Origin of the sequence: Allobaileyella intestinalis, from assembly GCF_009695865.1 — a bacterium.
Lineage (GTDB): Bacteria > Bacillota > Clostridia > Peptostreptococcales > Anaerovoracaceae > Allobaileyella > Allobaileyella intestinalis.
This window is the reverse complement of the sequence record NZ_VUNB01000002.1, coordinates 118,722-133,184: the sequence shown is the minus strand read 5'-3', so window position 1 is coordinate 133,184 and position 14,463 is coordinate 118,722. Positions and strand designations below refer to the sequence as shown.

The 14,463-nt window shown below is 48.2% G+C and carries 14 protein-coding genes; 1 reads left to right on the top strand and 13 read right to left on the bottom strand.

What is annotated here, in order from left to right; genetic code table 11:
• Positions 1-68 precede the first annotated feature (68 nt).
• Positions 69-1,031, top strand: a complete 963-nt coding sequence (locus FYJ66_RS02525) for an L-lactate dehydrogenase (RefSeq protein WP_206156968.1) — start codon at positions 69-71, stop codon at positions 1,029-1,031.
• Between the two features lie 292 nt (positions 1,032-1,323).
• Here FYJ66_RS02525 and FYJ66_RS02520 read toward each other — a convergent pair whose 3' ends face one another.
• The 13 genes from FYJ66_RS02520 to FYJ66_RS02460 form a co-directional block, all read right to left on the bottom strand.
• A complete protein-coding gene (locus FYJ66_RS02520; RefSeq protein ID WP_154571941.1) occupies positions 1,324-2,127 on the bottom strand; it encodes an SDR family NAD(P)-dependent oxidoreductase in 804 nt (267 codons plus the stop codon).
• A 23-nt stretch (positions 2,128-2,150) separates the two neighbouring features.
• Positions 2,151-4,130, bottom strand: a complete 1,980-nt coding sequence (locus FYJ66_RS02515; protein WP_154571940.1) for a fructose-1,6-bisphosphatase — start codon at positions 4,128-4,130, stop codon at positions 2,151-2,153.
• An 82-nt stretch (positions 4,131-4,212) separates the two neighbouring features.
• Positions 4,213-5,484: a UDP-N-acetylglucosamine 1-carboxyvinyltransferase gene (gene murA / locus FYJ66_RS02510; RefSeq protein ID WP_154571939.1), complete on the bottom strand. Its 1,272-nt coding sequence runs from the start codon at positions 5,482-5,484 to the stop codon at positions 4,213-4,215.
• Between the two features lie 107 nt (positions 5,485-5,591).
• Positions 5,592-5,993 carry a hypothetical protein gene (locus FYJ66_RS02505; RefSeq protein WP_154571938.1) on the bottom strand — a complete coding sequence of 134 codons (402 nt, stop codon included), beginning with the start codon at positions 5,991-5,993 and terminating at the stop codon, positions 5,592-5,594.
• Positions 5,994-6,055: 62 nt separating this feature from the next.
• Complete coding sequence (locus FYJ66_RS02500; RefSeq protein ID WP_154571937.1) at positions 6,056-6,811, bottom strand: tRNA1(Val) (adenine(37)-N6)-methyltransferase; 756 nt, start codon at positions 6,809-6,811, stop codon at positions 6,056-6,058.
• Complete coding sequence (locus tag FYJ66_RS02495) at positions 6,808-8,280, bottom strand: PSP1 domain-containing protein (RefSeq protein ID WP_154571936.1); 1,473 nt, start codon at positions 8,278-8,280, stop codon at positions 6,808-6,810. The genes FYJ66_RS02500 and FYJ66_RS02495 overlap by 4 nt, the downstream gene beginning before the upstream one ends.
• 60 nt (positions 8,281-8,340) lie before the next feature.
• Positions 8,341-9,129 (bottom strand): hypothetical protein, encoded by a 789-nt coding sequence (locus FYJ66_RS02490; protein WP_154571935.1) that lies wholly within the window; start codon positions 9,127-9,129, stop codon positions 8,341-8,343.
• Positions 9,130-9,178: 49 nt separating this feature from the next.
• Positions 9,179-9,823 carry a dTMP kinase gene (gene tmk, locus FYJ66_RS02485; RefSeq protein WP_154571934.1) on the bottom strand — a complete coding sequence of 215 codons (645 nt, stop codon included), beginning with the start codon at positions 9,821-9,823 and terminating at the stop codon, positions 9,179-9,181.
• Between the two features lie 84 nt (positions 9,824-9,907).
• Positions 9,908-10,102, bottom strand: coding sequence for a hypothetical protein (locus FYJ66_RS02480; protein WP_154571933.1), 195 nt, complete (start codon positions 10,100-10,102; stop codon positions 9,908-9,910).
• 21 nt (positions 10,103-10,123) lie between these two features.
• Positions 10,124-11,050 carry a sugar phosphate nucleotidyltransferase gene (locus FYJ66_RS02475; RefSeq protein ID WP_154571932.1) on the bottom strand — a complete coding sequence of 309 codons (927 nt, stop codon included), beginning with the start codon at positions 11,048-11,050 and terminating at the stop codon, positions 10,124-10,126.
• A gap of 26 nt (positions 11,051-11,076) precedes the next feature.
• Complete coding sequence (locus tag FYJ66_RS02470; protein WP_154571931.1) at positions 11,077-12,753, bottom strand: glutamate--tRNA ligase; 1,677 nt, start codon at positions 12,751-12,753, stop codon at positions 11,077-11,079.
• Positions 12,754-13,281: 528 nt separating this feature from the next.
• A complete protein-coding gene (locus FYJ66_RS02465; protein WP_465250555.1) occupies positions 13,282-13,779 on the bottom strand; it encodes an S-ribosylhomocysteine lyase in 498 nt (165 codons plus the stop codon).
• A 47-nt stretch (positions 13,780-13,826) separates the two neighbouring features.
• Positions 13,827-14,462 (bottom strand): hypothetical protein, encoded by a 636-nt coding sequence (locus FYJ66_RS02460; protein ID WP_154571930.1) that lies wholly within the window; start codon positions 14,460-14,462, stop codon positions 13,827-13,829.
• Position 14,463: the final 1 nt, after the last annotated feature.

Below are 14,463 nucleotides of genomic sequence, written 5' to 3'. Positions count from 1 at the left end.
TCAATTTTTCCTACCGGACAGATCAGAGTACGGAATTAAGCAGCAATGGACTAGAGAGGATGAGAGAAATGACTAGAAAAGTTGGAGTAATAGGTACCGGACATGTTGGTGCCCACGTAATGTTTGCCATGGCCGCATACGGTGTTTGCGATGAACTGGTTGTTACCGATATTAACCAGCAGAAGGCAGAAAGCGAAGCTCAGGATATTTTCGACACCATTTCTCTTCTGCCAAAGAGAGTAAGGGTATCTGCCGGCACCTATGAGGACCTTGCGGACTGTGACATTGTCGTAAATGCAGCCGGAAAGGTCGACCTTCTCATTGGTTCGGTGGACAGAGGCCTCGAAACCGAGTTCACCATCAATGCCGTTCACACTTGGGTGGACAGATTGAGAAAAGCCGGCTTCAATGGAAGGCTTATTAATATCAGCAACCCTTGTGATGTTGTGACGAGAGAAATTGCCCTTGGCCTGGGACTTCCTGAAGGCCATGTTTTCGGAACCGGAACGGGTCTGGATACAGCTCGTCTTAAGTCTCAGTTGGCTGAGCAGACTGGCCTGGACCACAAGTCCATCATCGCGTTCATGCTGGGCGAACACGGCAATTCCATGTTCTGCCCGTGGTCCTGCGTCTATATTAGCGGCAAGCCTTTCTCACAGCTTGACAAGTCTGATCCGAGATTCGATTTTGAGCCGGAAGAGCTTGAGAAGAGAGCCCGCATGGGTGGCTGGAAGACCTTCGCCGGAAAGCACTGTACTGAATACGCAATCGCTTCAACAGCAGCACGGATGGCTGAGGCAGTGTTTAATGATTCGAAAATGATCATGCCGGCCAGCCGGGAGCTTCACGGAGAGTACGGAGTTGAAGGAGTTTTCGCCGGAGTTCCATGCGTAATCGGAAAGGACGGAGCAGAGGAAGTTCTGGATCTTCACCTGACCCCTGAGGAGCAGAAGAAGTTCGATGACAGCATCGCTGCAATCAGGGAAAACATGGCAAAGGCAGATTCCATGTTCCCGGTAAAACAGAACTAGGAGCCCACTCCATAACTTCACCAGAAACCTGAGCCGGAACAGGTCTCCATATAATATTAATTGATGCAATTCAAGCAGACTTGCAGCCTGAACCGCATGATCTGCTTACCTCCAATCATACAACCAAAACTATGAACTAATACAACTAAAGCAACACACATTTTCAGATTATGCAAAGCGCGCATTATTTGGAAAAAATCCCTGAAGTGTTTCCGGCTGTCCGACACTTCAGGGTTATTTATTGTTCGCAATATCCGGGAATCAGCAGGTGCCCGAAAGGCACAGGTTCTGATCACCCAAGTTTTTTCTTCTGTCCTTTTCCGGTAAAAACCATCTGCAGCTTTCTGGGAAGAAGCCTGTAGAAAGGGAGCCCAAATCTTACTGCCCCGGGAATGATAATAAGCTTACCTGAAGCAAGCTTATTCAATGCATACCGGGCACAATAATCCGGATCTATTCCAGGCAGGGCAAATCTGACCCCTGCGGTTTTGTTGAAATTTGTATCAACAGGCCCCGGGCAAAGGGCACTTATGCGTACTGTACTGTTTTTTTCTTTCAGTTCTCTGTAAATTGAAGATGTCAGGCTGGCGACATAGGCTTTGGTGGCATAGTAAGTAGCCATATAGGGTCCGCCGTACATCAGCCCGGCCACGGAAGCCACATTGAGAATCTGGCCGCCGCCTACTCCGCCAATCCGTCCTGTTTTTTCCCCTAGAGACTCCATGTACGGAATCATCCTGCGGCAGAGGATCTGAACTGCTGCCACATTAAGGTCGATCATTGACAGCTCCCGGTCCAGATCCAGCTCTTCAAAGGAACCTACAGAACCGAAACCTGCGTTGTTCACCAGAAGGCCCAGATCATCTACAGTTTCCAGGTGGCTGCAAAGCCGGAGGCATTCATCTTTTCGGCTCAGGTCGCAGGGAAAAACCTCCGGGGAAGAAATGCTGTTCTCCGAAGATAGCTTCTCTGCAATTTCATTTAGTTTTTCCTGGTTTCTGGCCACCAGAATCAGCGACCAGCCCCGGGCCGCCAGCTGTTCTGCCAGAGCCCGGCCGATACCTGAGCTGGCACCGGTAATACAGGCTGTTGCCATTTTTTCCTCGATTCTTTCTGTTTCTATTTCCAACCGTGACGCTGTACAGGATCCTTGTAGATTTCTTTGATGGTGCCTTTCTTGTACTCATCTCTCAGCTGTTCCAGGTCGTCTACCTGTCTGAGAAGCTGGGCACCAATATCTGTGTCAACGATCTGCATTCTCTCCGGGAAGGTCTGGACTATCTGCATCTTAGGATCGTGGAAGCGCTGGCTTCCGTCTTTTCTAATAGGCTCGTAAGGTTTGTGCTCGGAAAGGGCCATGAACCTGGAATTGAAGATAAATGTGTATCCGGCGATTCCCGTGGTTTTCTGGTAAGCCTTCGATATTCCTCCGTCGATTACGAAAAGCTTGCCCCCTCCCTTTATCGGGCTTTCTCCGTCCTTGATCTTAACCGGAACGTGGCCGTTCAGAACCTTTCCTGTAGCAGGGTCCAGGCCGAAGCTCCTGATGATCTTGTCGCAGATAGCGGGATCGTTTATGAGCCTGTAGTACGGAACTGTATGCTCCTTCTTTGCTTCTTTTGAATCAGTGAAAACTCTCTCAAAAGTTGTCATCTTATCTTTTCCGAAAAGAGGAGAATCAGGTCCCAGCCACAGATACCACATCAGGTCTGCTGCCTCTGCACTGGTGTGTCCGATAGGCGGATTGAAGTATGCGTTTCTGATCTCTTCATCCAGATATTCCATCAGGTCAGCTCCCTTATGTGTTTCGCCGTTGATGGTCACATCCAGGAATTCTCCGTTCTCGTCCATTGGAATGCATCCGTGGAAAAGAAGATTTCCGTTCCACTTCTTGTAGAGAGCGCCGTGGCTGTAGATGTAGCGGATGTGCTCCTGAAGCTTATCCGAATTGATAATGGATCCCTCCAGGGCCACCATTACTTCTTCCTCTTCTGGTGTAAGCTTATAAGGATCTGCCGGGTCAACTGTAGGCAAGTTCACATCCTTCATCTGGTACTCTTTGCCATAGGCCGTAACTATCCCTCTCTCCCTGTCGATTTTGTCCAGCAGCAACCTGTGCTCCAGACCGTATTCAGGATGATCCATGATCAGCTGGCCTTCAATCTTGAACTGAATCACAGCTATCATCTTGTGCATCCTTGCGGCAAGAATCTCCGGGATCGGGTCGAATCTGTTTTTGTCCAGAATGTGAGGAGCAAAAGCGGCGCACTGGTCATCGCCGTAAATCTGCTGGGCGAAGGTAGCCAGAGGTCTCAGATTAATGCCGTAACCATACTCCAGCATGTCGAAGTTGTTATAGCTGACGTTCATCCTTATGATATTGGCAATGCAGGCCCTGTTTCCGCAGGCTGCACCCATCCACACGATGTCGTGGTTACCCCACTGAATGTCCACATCTCTTCTGGACATAAGGAAGTCCAGAATTTTATGAGGCTTAGGGCCTCTGTCAAAAATATCTCCGATTATGTGAAGCTGATCCACTGCCAGGTTGCTGATGGTTCCTGCCAGCTCCTTGATGAAGGTGGCAGCTGCTCTGTACTCGATAATGGAGTTGATGATCTCCGCATAGTAGCTGCTTCTGTTCTCGTCATCATCGGCAAAAAGAAGCTCCTGCATAGCGTATCCGGAATTTTCCGGAAGAAGTTTTGCAACCTTTGAACGAGTGTACTTGCTGGACACCATCCTGCAGATGATGATCAGTCTGTAAATTGCGGAAGCGCACCACTGGTTGAAATCGTGTTCGGTCTTTCTTCTTCTGATTATCTCGTTGTCCGGGTCATAAATCAGGGCTGCCAGGTTGTCTCTTTCTTTCTCGCTGAGAGTATTTCCGAAGGCCTCGTCTATCTTCATGCGGATAGTTCCTGAGGCGCTTCTTACGATATACTGGAAGGCATCGTATTCTCCGTGAAGGTCGCTGAGAAAATATTCCGTGCCCTTTGGCAACGCCAGGATGGCCCTCAGGTTTATGAGTTCCGAATTAACATATCTGTGATTTGGGAATTTCTGAGCCAGCATCTGCAAGTACTTGTAATCTGCCATTTGTTACTCCTGTATGTATGTCTTTGATCTTCAGAAAACGAAATAAGCCGCCGAAGATCTCTCCGGCAGCATCTGTTCAATATTAGTCTTCAACTCTTGTAAGAGTAGCTCCAAGTCCTGCGAATTTCTCCACAAACTTCTCGTACCCTCTTTCAATATGGTAAATATCGCTTACTTCTGTTTTGCCCTCTGCGGCCAGTCCGGCAATAATCATAGCCGCTCCGGCTCTCAGGTCTGTGGCTCTCACAGTTGCTCCGTGAAGCTTCTTCCCTCCGGGAATGTAAGCCACTCTGTTCTCCACGCTAATGTCTGCTCCCATTCTGTTCAGCTCGTTAACGTGCATAAAACGATTCTCAAAAACGGTCTCCTTAACCTCGCTGCTTCCTTTGACTGTTGTGAGGAAAGCCATAAACGGAGACTGAATATCCGTAGGGAATCCCGGATAAGGAAGAGTCTTGATGTTTGTAGCAATCAGCTCCTTATCTCTGGCATTTACATAAATACCGTCATCCACCACATCAACCTCTACGCCGCACTCCTTAAGCTTGGCTATAATAGGACGCACATGGCCAGGGAGCGCATTTTTTACGAGAACATCTCCTCTGGTAATTGCTGCTGCCAGCATGAATGTGCCAGTCTCGATTCTGTCCGGAATTACAGAGTGAATGGATCCGCCCATCTTCTTAACACCTGTAACTCTGATAGTATCTGTTCCTGCTCCCTTGATCTTTGCTCCCATCTTGTTCAGCTGGTTTGCCAGGTCTACAATCTCAGGCTCTTTGGCAGCATTCTCGATAATTGTGGTTCCAGCAGCCATGGTAGATGCCATGAGAATATTCTCCGTAGCTCCTACACTTGGGAAGTCCAGGTATATAGCATCTCCGATGAGCCCCTCGTCTCCGGCAGTAATTATAACCTGTTCGTTGCCGTAGTCTTCCACAACATCTGCTCCCAGAGCTTTAAATCCCTTGAGGTGCAGGTCGATAGGTCTCTTTCCTATGGCACAGCCTCCCGGAAGAGGCATAATAACTTTGCCGCATCTTGCCAGAAGAGGTCCCATAGCAACAGTGCTGGCTCTCATCTCTGTAACAAGATCCCTGTCTCCCTGAACGGTCTTTATTTCAGATGCCTGGATCTCCAGAAGCCCGTGGCCGTCATCCTTAACGGTTGCACCAAAATTCTCCAGCATCCCCTTCATCACCTTTACGTCGGCAAGATCTGGAACACCGTCTATGATGCAGACCTCATCTGTAAGAAGAGTGGCCGCCATAAGGGGAAGCACTGCATTTTTTGCACCACTGATGAGAACCTCCCCGTGGAGAGGTCCGCTGTTATTAACTATTAATTTCGCCATTTGATTCTCCGGTCCTTTAGTCTGAGTTTGATTATCCCTTCTGCCTTGTCCGCTCAGCCTTCCATGGTATTTACAGGTCTGAATTAACGGCTCCTGGCAGCCGGCAGCTACTTGCTGCCCGTTTTCTTAATTATCTTCCTGTTCCTGCGGCTTCTTGCTCTCTCAGCATACTCCTTCTCCTTATCTGTCCTGAGAGAAGAGAAAATGTCAACCAGAGAGCTGATGCCCATTCCGATGTTGCTCGCCTTATCCATAAGGGACGAGTTTGCCCTGACTGCATCTGCAATGCTCTTAAGTGCATCCTCTGCTTCGTCTGCAGCAGCACCCATGGCCTCTGTCTTCTCTGCAGCCACTGTTGAGATTCGCTTTGCATCGTCAAGAACCTGGTTAGTCTTCTTGAGAGTCTGAATAGCCTTAGCTGTCAGCACCACCAGGTAGATCACCAGAACGATAAGAGCCACCAGCAGTAACATAATTATTAGCTGTCTGATATCAACGGTTACAGTCATGTCATTCTCCTTATTCTTCCCTGCCGTCCCTGCAGGGCAATCAGATTATATCATCTAACATACTACCTGTAAATTTCCAGCAGCTCTTCAGTGTACCCCTTGGAACTGTGGACTGCAAGTTCCGGGAGAATCTCCATCTCCGGACCAGCTCCTTTGACCCCGTGAACCAGAAGGATATTGGGACGCTTTCCTTTTCTTGGAACCACCGGTCGAATAGCCTTAGGTTCTATGCGGCAATTTCGCATCTCCCATATAATATCTGCCAGCCGAAAGGGTCTGTGTACCATGTAAAAAGAGCCTCCAGGTTTCAGCAGGTATGCGGCGCACCGCAAGAAGTCTCCCAGGTCTGCACTTGTTTCGTAGCGGGCCTTCAGCCTGCCGGAATCAGCAGATGGAATTCCCGAGCCGGCCTTGAAATACGGGGGATTTGAAACAACTGCATTAAAGCTGCCTTCCAGCTCAGGTTTCACAATTCTTATGTTATTCACATCTTCATTTATAAAGCTGAGCCTGTCCTCAAGGCCGTTGATGGCCGCCGTTCTCCGGGCCATGTCCCAGGCTTCAGTCCTCAGCTCTATCCCTGAAATATCTGATCCGGGAATCTTATGACTCAAGATAAGGGGTATTACACCGTTTCCTGTGCCCAGGTCCATAATCTTCACGCGGCTGCCGCGGACAGGTCTGGCCCCAAGCTGTCCTGATGTCCAGGCTGAAAGGAGGACACTGTCCACTCCGTAACTGAAGCCGCCTCCCTGTATTACCTTGAGCCCCCCAAAGCCTGTATCGTCCAGTCTCTCTCCCGGTTTAAGCTCTGTCATTTCTGCTGCCCGTTTTCTGGTCTATCTGCTTTTCCTTCATGACCATGGTTCTTCTCCCGGTTTTCTTTTTTCCCCGGCCTGCTGATCCGGCCTTTTCCTGACCTTCTCCTCCTGCTTTTCACATCGTCTTTGGAGAAGGTCTGACTGCCGTTTTTGTCCTCAGACTTGCCGGTCTTGTTCCTCCTGCCGGAGTTTTTCCCAGGCTGATTCTTGTTGTCCTGGTTGCTGTCCTCTTTGTTCTTCGGTTTCCTGTTGGAATCTCCGCCGGAGTTTCTGGCCATTCTTTTGTTTTTGCCGGCTTTTTTCCTGCGGCCCTTTCCCGGGTTGGTTCCTCTGTGTATGTGTTCCTTCTCCGGATTCTGGTGATATTCCAGTTCCTGGCTAAGATCACTGTCTCCAGTTTGGTTTTCGGCATCCCTGTGTGGTCTTAATCCGGCGCTGATTCCACTGGTTTCTGACTTTATTCCGTCATTCCCAGCGGCCTCCGCCGGCATTTCCTTCTGATTTATATTCTCTGGATCTGCAGTCCAGCTGTCACCTGAGAAATCCCCGGTATCCACTGTTCCGGAAACTGTCCCATCCTGGTAGGCCATCTCAAACTTGTCTTCACCGCGGCAGCAACTGCAGTGACCGTGGCCTGTCATCTCATTGATTTCTTCTTTTGTAAAAGTCCTGGTCTCTGTACTAAGGGATTCTTCTCCCGTTTCCTTGTCCTTGATTATGTCCCTGGTCACAACTGTGCCCCGGATAAGGTCTACGCTCATTACCTTGATCTGACCGTCCCGGGTATTAAGCTTCTGACCTTCTGATGGCATTCCTTTTCGAAGATCCACATAAGTATCATTCTCAAAGTTCAGGCAGCACATCAGTCTTCCGCAGGATCCTGATATTTTTGAGGGATTGAGAGAAAGGTTCTGATTCTTGGCCATCTTTATGGAAACGGGCTGAAAATCCGAAAGCCACTTGCTGCAGCAGAAGGGTCTTCCGCAAATGCCGATTCCACCCAGCATCCGGGCCTCGTCTCTTACACCTATCTGTCTCAGCTCAATCCGCATACGGAAGTGAGATGCCAGATCTTTTACCAGGTCTCTGAAGTCAACTCTGTTCTCAGAACTGAAGTAGAAAATCACCTTGCTTCCGTCAATTGTGTATTCTGCGTCCACCAGTTTCATGTCCAGACCTCTGTTCTGGATTTTCTCCTGGCAGATCTTCATTGCCTCGCCCTTCTTGGCATAGTTCTGCTTGTACCTCTCCAGGTCTTCGTCCGTAGCCCTTCTCTGAACAGGTTTCAGAGGGGCGACAATCCGGCTGTCATCAACCTGGCAGTTTTCAATCATCACATGCCCCAGCTCCATGCCACGGGCAGTCTCAACAATGACCATGTCTCCCAGGTTGTACTCCTCGCCCTGGGGATCGAAGTAATAGCTTTTGCCCCCGTGGACAAAGCCCACTCCAACGATTTCTTTCATATATTTAAACTCCTTCTAATGGAAAATTGTTTTCTTCTTGCGGCAGAACCGGCTTCCTTGTCAGTGAAGTTCCAGGAAGAGTTTCTTCAGTCCCGCCTTGTGAGACATTCCATCTAAAATGTCTTTCCTGCATTTTTCTGTGAGAAGAATGGTTCTTGAAAGGACCTGGGGATCTTCCCCTTTTTTCATGGCCTCTCCCAGAAAGCTTTCCATACTGCTTAGAAAATCAAGACATTCTTCCCTTCCGTCCAGTTCCTTATCAAAGGCCTTTCTGAAAGCGTAGAACTTGCAGTTCCCAGTCATCATGTTAATGAGATTTGAGAAGTCCTTTTCCCCCTCAGTTGCTCTGTTCAGGCTGAAAGATTCTTCTCCTGATGTTCCTGCTCTGAGGCATATACATCTTGATATGACAGTCGGCAGCAGAGATCCGCTGTTGTTCAGGGAAAATATGAGCAGTATTCCCTCTTCCGGCTCTTCTATGTATTTGAGCAGCTTGTTCTGCACAGTCTCGCTGAGCCTGTCTGCATTATTAATTACGCCTGTTTTTCTGTTTCCGTAGGCCCTCATGGACATCCTGCTGATGAAGTCCTGAGCGTCCTCTACCTTGTACTGCTGCTTTCCGCTTTGGTTCATGAAAATCAGATCCTCATGGAATCCTGCATGGAACCTGATGCAGGATCCGCAGCTGCCGCAAGGCGAACCGTCCTCATGAGGATTTTCACAGAGAGCGGCCTGGATCATGTAATCAACCAGCCTGTCCCTTTCCTCACTGTCGTTTCCTTCAATTATGTAGGCCTGAGCAAGAGAATTGTTTCTGATCAGGCCGTTTATGTATTCATATGAGTTCATTTATTCTGTATATCTGTTTGTGTATTCTGTCTGCAGGCCAGAAAGGCTGTTATTTTGATGAGTCAGAACCCAGAAGACCGCCGAAGAAGGTATCCAGAATATCTGTAATATTGTCTCTGACCTCTTCCTTCGTTCTGTCTCCGTCTATAACCATTATCCTGGTAGGGCAGCTCTCGCAGATCTGCTTGTATCCTTCATAGACTTTTCTATGAAAATCGGCTTTCTCCTGCTCCAGCCTGTCCAGAGATTCTTTTCCGATCCGGGCTCGTCCCTTCTCCGGGTCGATGTCAATAAAAATAGTCAGGTCCGGCTCCAGCCCTGCTGTTGCGCTGAGATTGACAATTCTCACCTGATCTCCCAGGTCTCTTCCAAATCCCTGATAGGCAATACTGGAGTCCACAAATCTGTCGCTGATCACTATCTTTCCCTGGTCCAGAGCAGGCTTGATCACCTGTGCCACCAGCTGTGCCCTGGCAGCCGCATAGATCAGCATCTCTGTAGTATCTGCCATCTCCATGTTGGCCTTATCAAGGAGAATCTCCCTGAGCTTCTCGCTGATTGCAGTGCCTCCCGGTTCCCTGGTGATCAGCACTTCTTTTCCTTTTGCCTCAAAATATTCCCTGATATATCCTATCTGTGTAGTCTTTCCGGCACCGTCAGGACCTTCAAGACTGATGAAAATACCTTTGCTCATGATTCCTCCAATGCTGAACACCTGCTGTAAGCCCGGATACGAAAATCAAGGTACAGCCACCGGCTCCACCCTGATCAATTGCCATTACCTTTTCTTTCCGGATCTTGCGGGGGCCTTTCTGCCGGCTCTCACTGATCCGGAACCGGTATCTTCCTCCTGAGAAGATCTTTTTTTTCCCTTCCTGACGTACTTATTAGTAAAATCGGTGACCTGAGCGCGGCCAATCACGTACATTGGAAAGGTCAGGAGAAGAGCCAGAATAAGCTTGAAAAAGAACATTCTCCCTCCCGGTTTCCGGGCTTACTTCCACAGATCCTGCGGATAAATGCCCTGTTCTTTCATGGCTCTGAATTTCTTCACAACCTCAGGCTTGTCTTCCTTATAAGTAACTCCAAACCACTTGTCATCTGTTGGAAGAACCTTGATGGTTGCCTCTCCCTTCTTGATCTGCAGATCGGCGCAGTGGTGGAGAAGGAATTCAGCCTTCATAGGATTTTCTGCCACATCTGTTCTGAGGAAGTTTTTGAAGCCTTCCTTCATGACGCCTATGTATTCTTTGCTGAATCCCCACAGGTTCATGGACACCGGCGTTCCGTCAGGAATCACGTCCATATTTCCGGACTCGTCCAGACCTGTAATCTTTCCGGCGTATTCACCATCTTTGTTTCTTCCCAGCTCGAAATGCTCCTCAACATCTGTAAGGAGGCCCTTTTCTGTCTGGCAGATGCCTCTGTTAACAGTTCCGTTGTCGGAAAGAGTGTTCTCAATCTGATATCCAACCATGCAGTAATGGTCTGGAGAGCTGTGGTCCTTAAGATAGTCGTATATGATGCCAAAGGCCTTTGTTCCATAGTAATCGTCTGCGTTTATTACGGCAAAAGGTCCGTCGATAATGTCTCTCGCCGTAAGAATTGCGTGACCTGTGCCCCATGGTTTGGTCCTTCCTTCAGGAACCTGAAAACCTTCAGGAATATCGGACATTTCCTGATATACGCAAACTGTTTCCAGTTTAGTTCCTGCACCAGGTGCAATATGTGCTTCGAAAGCTTCCTGGAAATCCCTGCGTATAACGAATACGACTTTTTTGAATCCTGCTTTCCAGGCATCGTACAGGGAGAAATCCATGATGATATCGCCCTGATCTGTAATTGGATCGATCTGTTTATTTCCACCGTAACGGCTTCCCATTCCGGCAGCCATTACTACCAGTACTGGTTCCTGTGCCATTTCTGCCTCCTTCACTTAATGGTTTCCTAACGGTCTGTCAGTGCCTGCTCTATCCTCTGGCGAACTTTCTTCTCGCCCATAATCTGCTGTATTGTCCATACATCAGGGGACTGAGCTCTTCCCATGAGGGCAATTCTTATGACTGTGCTGACATGGCCTACATGACCCTTGTAGTCATCAGGATTTTTCTTGTAGTCCTTAGGCTTTGCCGCATATCCGCAGCTGGATGCGATCTCTCTGATCTTCTCGAACCACTGGCTCTGATCATCGCTGTGATCATATGTGGAGAGATACTCTCTAAGAATTTCATCTGCATCTTCTGCTGCCTCTTCCGGATACTTGTCTTCTATCTTAAAGGACTCATCGAAGAAGTAGCTGATGAAGCTGACGATCTGCCTTGCATATATCAGGTCTTTTCTCGGCTTCTTGTCACCTCTTCCGATGTTCAGGATCTGGGTGAGATAGTCCATGTCTTCAAACATGAATCCGTATTCTGGAGCGAACTCATCTGACCAGTTTTTCAGGAACTGGGCCAGCTCTTCTGCAGGAATTCTAAGGAGAACATCCTTGCTCACATCGTTCAGTTTGTCTAAGTCGAAGAGTGCGCCTGAGTTGCTCATTTTTTCCGTAGTGAACTTGAACTGATCAATGTCGGCCTCTGGATTTGCGATTCTCCACTCCTCGAAGTTTGAGTTAAGGATAGTCAGCAGGTATTCTCTGACTGCAGCCGGGTGATAGCCCATATCCCTGTAATAGCTAAGAGACAGCTCCGGGTCCTTTCTCTTGGAAAGCTTCCTCTTGTGGCCTTCCTCGCCTATCTTCATAAGCTGAGCTGTGTGGCAGTAAACCGGCAGCTCCCATCCCATGTCTCTGAAAAGTTCAACGTGAATTGGCAGCGATGGCAGCCACTCCTCGCCTCTTACAACATGGGTTGTCCTCATCAGATGGTCGTCGATGACATGGGCAAAATGATAGGTTGGAATGCCTGTTGTCTTGATGATGACGATATCCTGGAAATTCTCAGGCACGTCAAGGCCGCCTCTGATGGCATCTACCACCTTGTTCCGTTTGATGTCCTGTCCTGCAGCGTTAGGTGTTCCCTCAGATCTGAGCCTTATGACAAAATCCTCCCCGGCCTTGATCTTGCTGATCACTTCAGCCTGAATCTCCGGATCCTTGTCCCAGTCTCTGTACCTGGACCAGCCAGCATATATTCCAGGAGCCAGTTTCTGCGCCTCCTGTTCAGCTCTTATGCTGTCAATTTCTTCAGATGTGAGGAAGCAAGGATAAGCCTTGCCCTGGGCGATGAGCCATTTTGCAAAAGTCCTGTAGATCTCTCCTCTGTGGCTCTGGGTGTAATCACCGTAATCTCCCACATCTCCGTGTTCTGTAACTCCTTCATCGAACTTGATGTCAAAGAATCCAAGGGAAGAAATCACTGTCTCCACTGCGTTCTCCACGAAACGCTTGTCGTCTGTGTCTTCTATTCTGAGATAGAAAACTCCGCCGCTCTGATGAGCCAGCCTTTCATCGACAAAGGCTCCGTACAGGTTGCCCAGATGGATGAAACCTGTAGGACTTGGTCCCAGCCTGGTGACCATTGCACCTTCCGGCAGATTTCTAGGGGGATACATAGCCTCATAGTCTTCCGGGGTCTTGGTAATCTCCGGATATATCAGCTGACTCAGCTCTTTATAATCCATAATGTCTAACTCCTGGTAAAAATTCTTCAGGGATCAGCGTTCAATAAGCGTTCAATCCCTGCTAAAGCGCCTGATAAAGCTAGATTATTATATACTATGGTATGTTCTATTGCAAAAATAGGGCTCTCAGCAGTAAGCCAAACAAAAAAACATGCGTTTTCTACAGCGAGATTACTCATTTTGAAAATCCCAGGGTAAGGTACAAGATTAATTCATGCAAACACTGTATCTGTACATCTTGTTTTAGTGAATTTAATCGTATTTAAGGTGAACAGATACACGTATTTTACACAGTTCGCTGTTTTAAGTACCCTTAGAATCATTAAAACCTGTTTTCCGCCGTACAAACAAGCAGAAAAATCTTGTACGTTACCCTTCTTTTTCATGAATTTGAAATCTAGAGGTATTTTTTCTGTGTATCTCTTCCTGGCGTTCTGAAAATCCACTTAATGCACCTATTGATTCCTGAGTGCACCCCCCGAATCCTCTAATTCATCATCCTTCTGACCTTTTAATTTTTTCTGATATTTATTCCGGATATATTAACCGGCTTTCGTCCATGTGTTCCAGAACTTCTTCCAGATACTTTCTGGACTCATATTTTGCCATATTCAGGTTATTATCCAGGTAGTTGCCACAATCACGGGCAGCGGCCCCCGGTATCTCTCCCTCGAAATCTGCCATGAAGGAGAACATATTTTTTACAAGGTCTACCACATCACGGGATTCCAGGTCGCCCTTCATTACCAGGTAAAAGCCGGTGCGGCAGCCCATTGGGCCGAAGTAGATCACCTGATCCGAACACTCTGGGTCGTTTCTGAGAAAAGTGGCACCAAGATGCTCGATGGTGTGGCACTCCGCGGTGTTGATGACCGGCTCCCGGTTAGGGGCCTTCATGCGGATATCGAAAGTTGTAACAATCTCAGCGCCCACCTGATCCTTGCGGGAAACGTAGATGCCGCGCTTGAGCTTCAGGTGGTTAACGGTAAAACTTGGAATTTTTTTCATATTTCTATTATCTGTCATTGAATTGCCTCCTTGTTATCTGCTCAATTATAACAGGGTGAGGTCTGTCAGTCACTTATCGGGTTCACTCCTTCTTTTTCCAGCTTTGACACCTTGATGGCTTCTATGTAGTACATGGGCTGGCTGCTGCCGTCGCTCATTTCTATTGATCCTTCCCGGAGGATTCCGGCCACCCGTATCCAGGATTTTTCTGACTGGAGCTGGGACAGGTCCTGGTCTGATTTGAATTCGAAGTCCACATACCCCCCTGTGCAGTAAGGGCAGGTGGGGCCGTTTCTTCCCACCAGGGTATACTTGCCGAATTTCAGGTAAAAGCCCTCGATGACTACGCTTTTGTTTTTGTAATCGTTAAAGTTCTGGAACCAGTCGTTGATCTGGGTCATGTAGTGGCTGTCACCCACAGTAATATCGGCTTTTTTCCAGTAAAAACCATCCCGGTCTTTTGATATGTCGTAGGGATATACGTCCTTTACAACGGTAAGGCGGTTCAGGGTGCCGGAAGTGCTGGCTTTATCAGTGCCGCTGGTATTGCTTGTGTTGCCGGGATTTTTTCCCTGACTGACAGAGGCTGACTTGGATGTGGCCCCAGTCTGGCGAACTGCCGATTCTATTTTTTTCCAAGGCACAGCGCAGAACAGCAATACCAGGCAGAGAAAAACAATCCAACCTTTCGTGTTCTTCATA

Excerpts from the sequence above, each read along its gene's own strand:
- FYJ66_RS02525 (WP_206156968.1), top strand. The coding sequence starts at position 69 with ATGACTAGAAAAGTTGGAGTAATAGGTACCGGACATGTTGGTGCCCAC.
- FYJ66_RS02520 (WP_154571941.1), bottom strand. The coding sequence starts at position 2,127 with ATGGCAACAGCCTGTATTACCGGTGCCAGCTCAGGTATCGGCCGGGCT.
- FYJ66_RS02515 (WP_154571940.1), bottom strand. The coding sequence starts at position 4,130 with ATGGCAGATTACAAGTACTTGCAGATGCTGGCTCAGAAATTCCCAAAT.
- murA (WP_154571939.1), bottom strand. The coding sequence starts at position 5,484 with ATGGCGAAATTAATAGTTAATAACAGCGGACCTCTCCACGGGGAGGTT.
- FYJ66_RS02505 (WP_154571938.1), bottom strand. The coding sequence starts at position 5,993 with ATGACTGTAACCGTTGATATCAGACAGCTAATAATTATGTTACTGCTG.
- FYJ66_RS02500 (WP_154571937.1), bottom strand. The coding sequence starts at position 6,811 with ATGACAGAGCTTAAACCGGGAGAGAGACTGGACGATACAGGCTTTGGG.
- FYJ66_RS02495 (WP_154571936.1), bottom strand. The coding sequence starts at position 8,280 with ATGAAAGAAATCGTTGGAGTGGGCTTTGTCCACGGGGGCAAAAGCTAT.
- FYJ66_RS02490 (WP_154571935.1), bottom strand. The coding sequence starts at position 9,129 with ATGAACTCATATGAATACATAAACGGCCTGATCAGAAACAATTCTCTT.
- tmk (WP_154571934.1), bottom strand. The coding sequence starts at position 9,823 with ATGAGCAAAGGTATTTTCATCAGTCTTGAAGGTCCTGACGGTGCCGGA.
- FYJ66_RS02480 (WP_154571933.1), bottom strand. The coding sequence starts at position 10,102 with ATGTTCTTTTTCAAGCTTATTCTGGCTCTTCTCCTGACCTTTCCAATG.
- FYJ66_RS02475 (WP_154571932.1), bottom strand. The coding sequence starts at position 11,050 with ATGGCACAGGAACCAGTACTGGTAGTAATGGCTGCCGGAATGGGAAGC.
- FYJ66_RS02470 (WP_154571931.1), bottom strand. The coding sequence starts at position 12,753 with ATGGATTATAAAGAGCTGAGTCAGCTGATATATCCGGAGATTACCAAG.
- FYJ66_RS02465 (WP_465250555.1), bottom strand. The coding sequence starts at position 13,779 with ATGACAGATAATAGAAATATGAAAAAAATTCCAAGTTTTACCGTTAAC.
- FYJ66_RS02460 (WP_154571930.1), bottom strand. The coding sequence starts at position 14,462 with ATGAAGAACACGAAAGGTTGGATTGTTTTTCTCTGCCTGGTATTGCTG.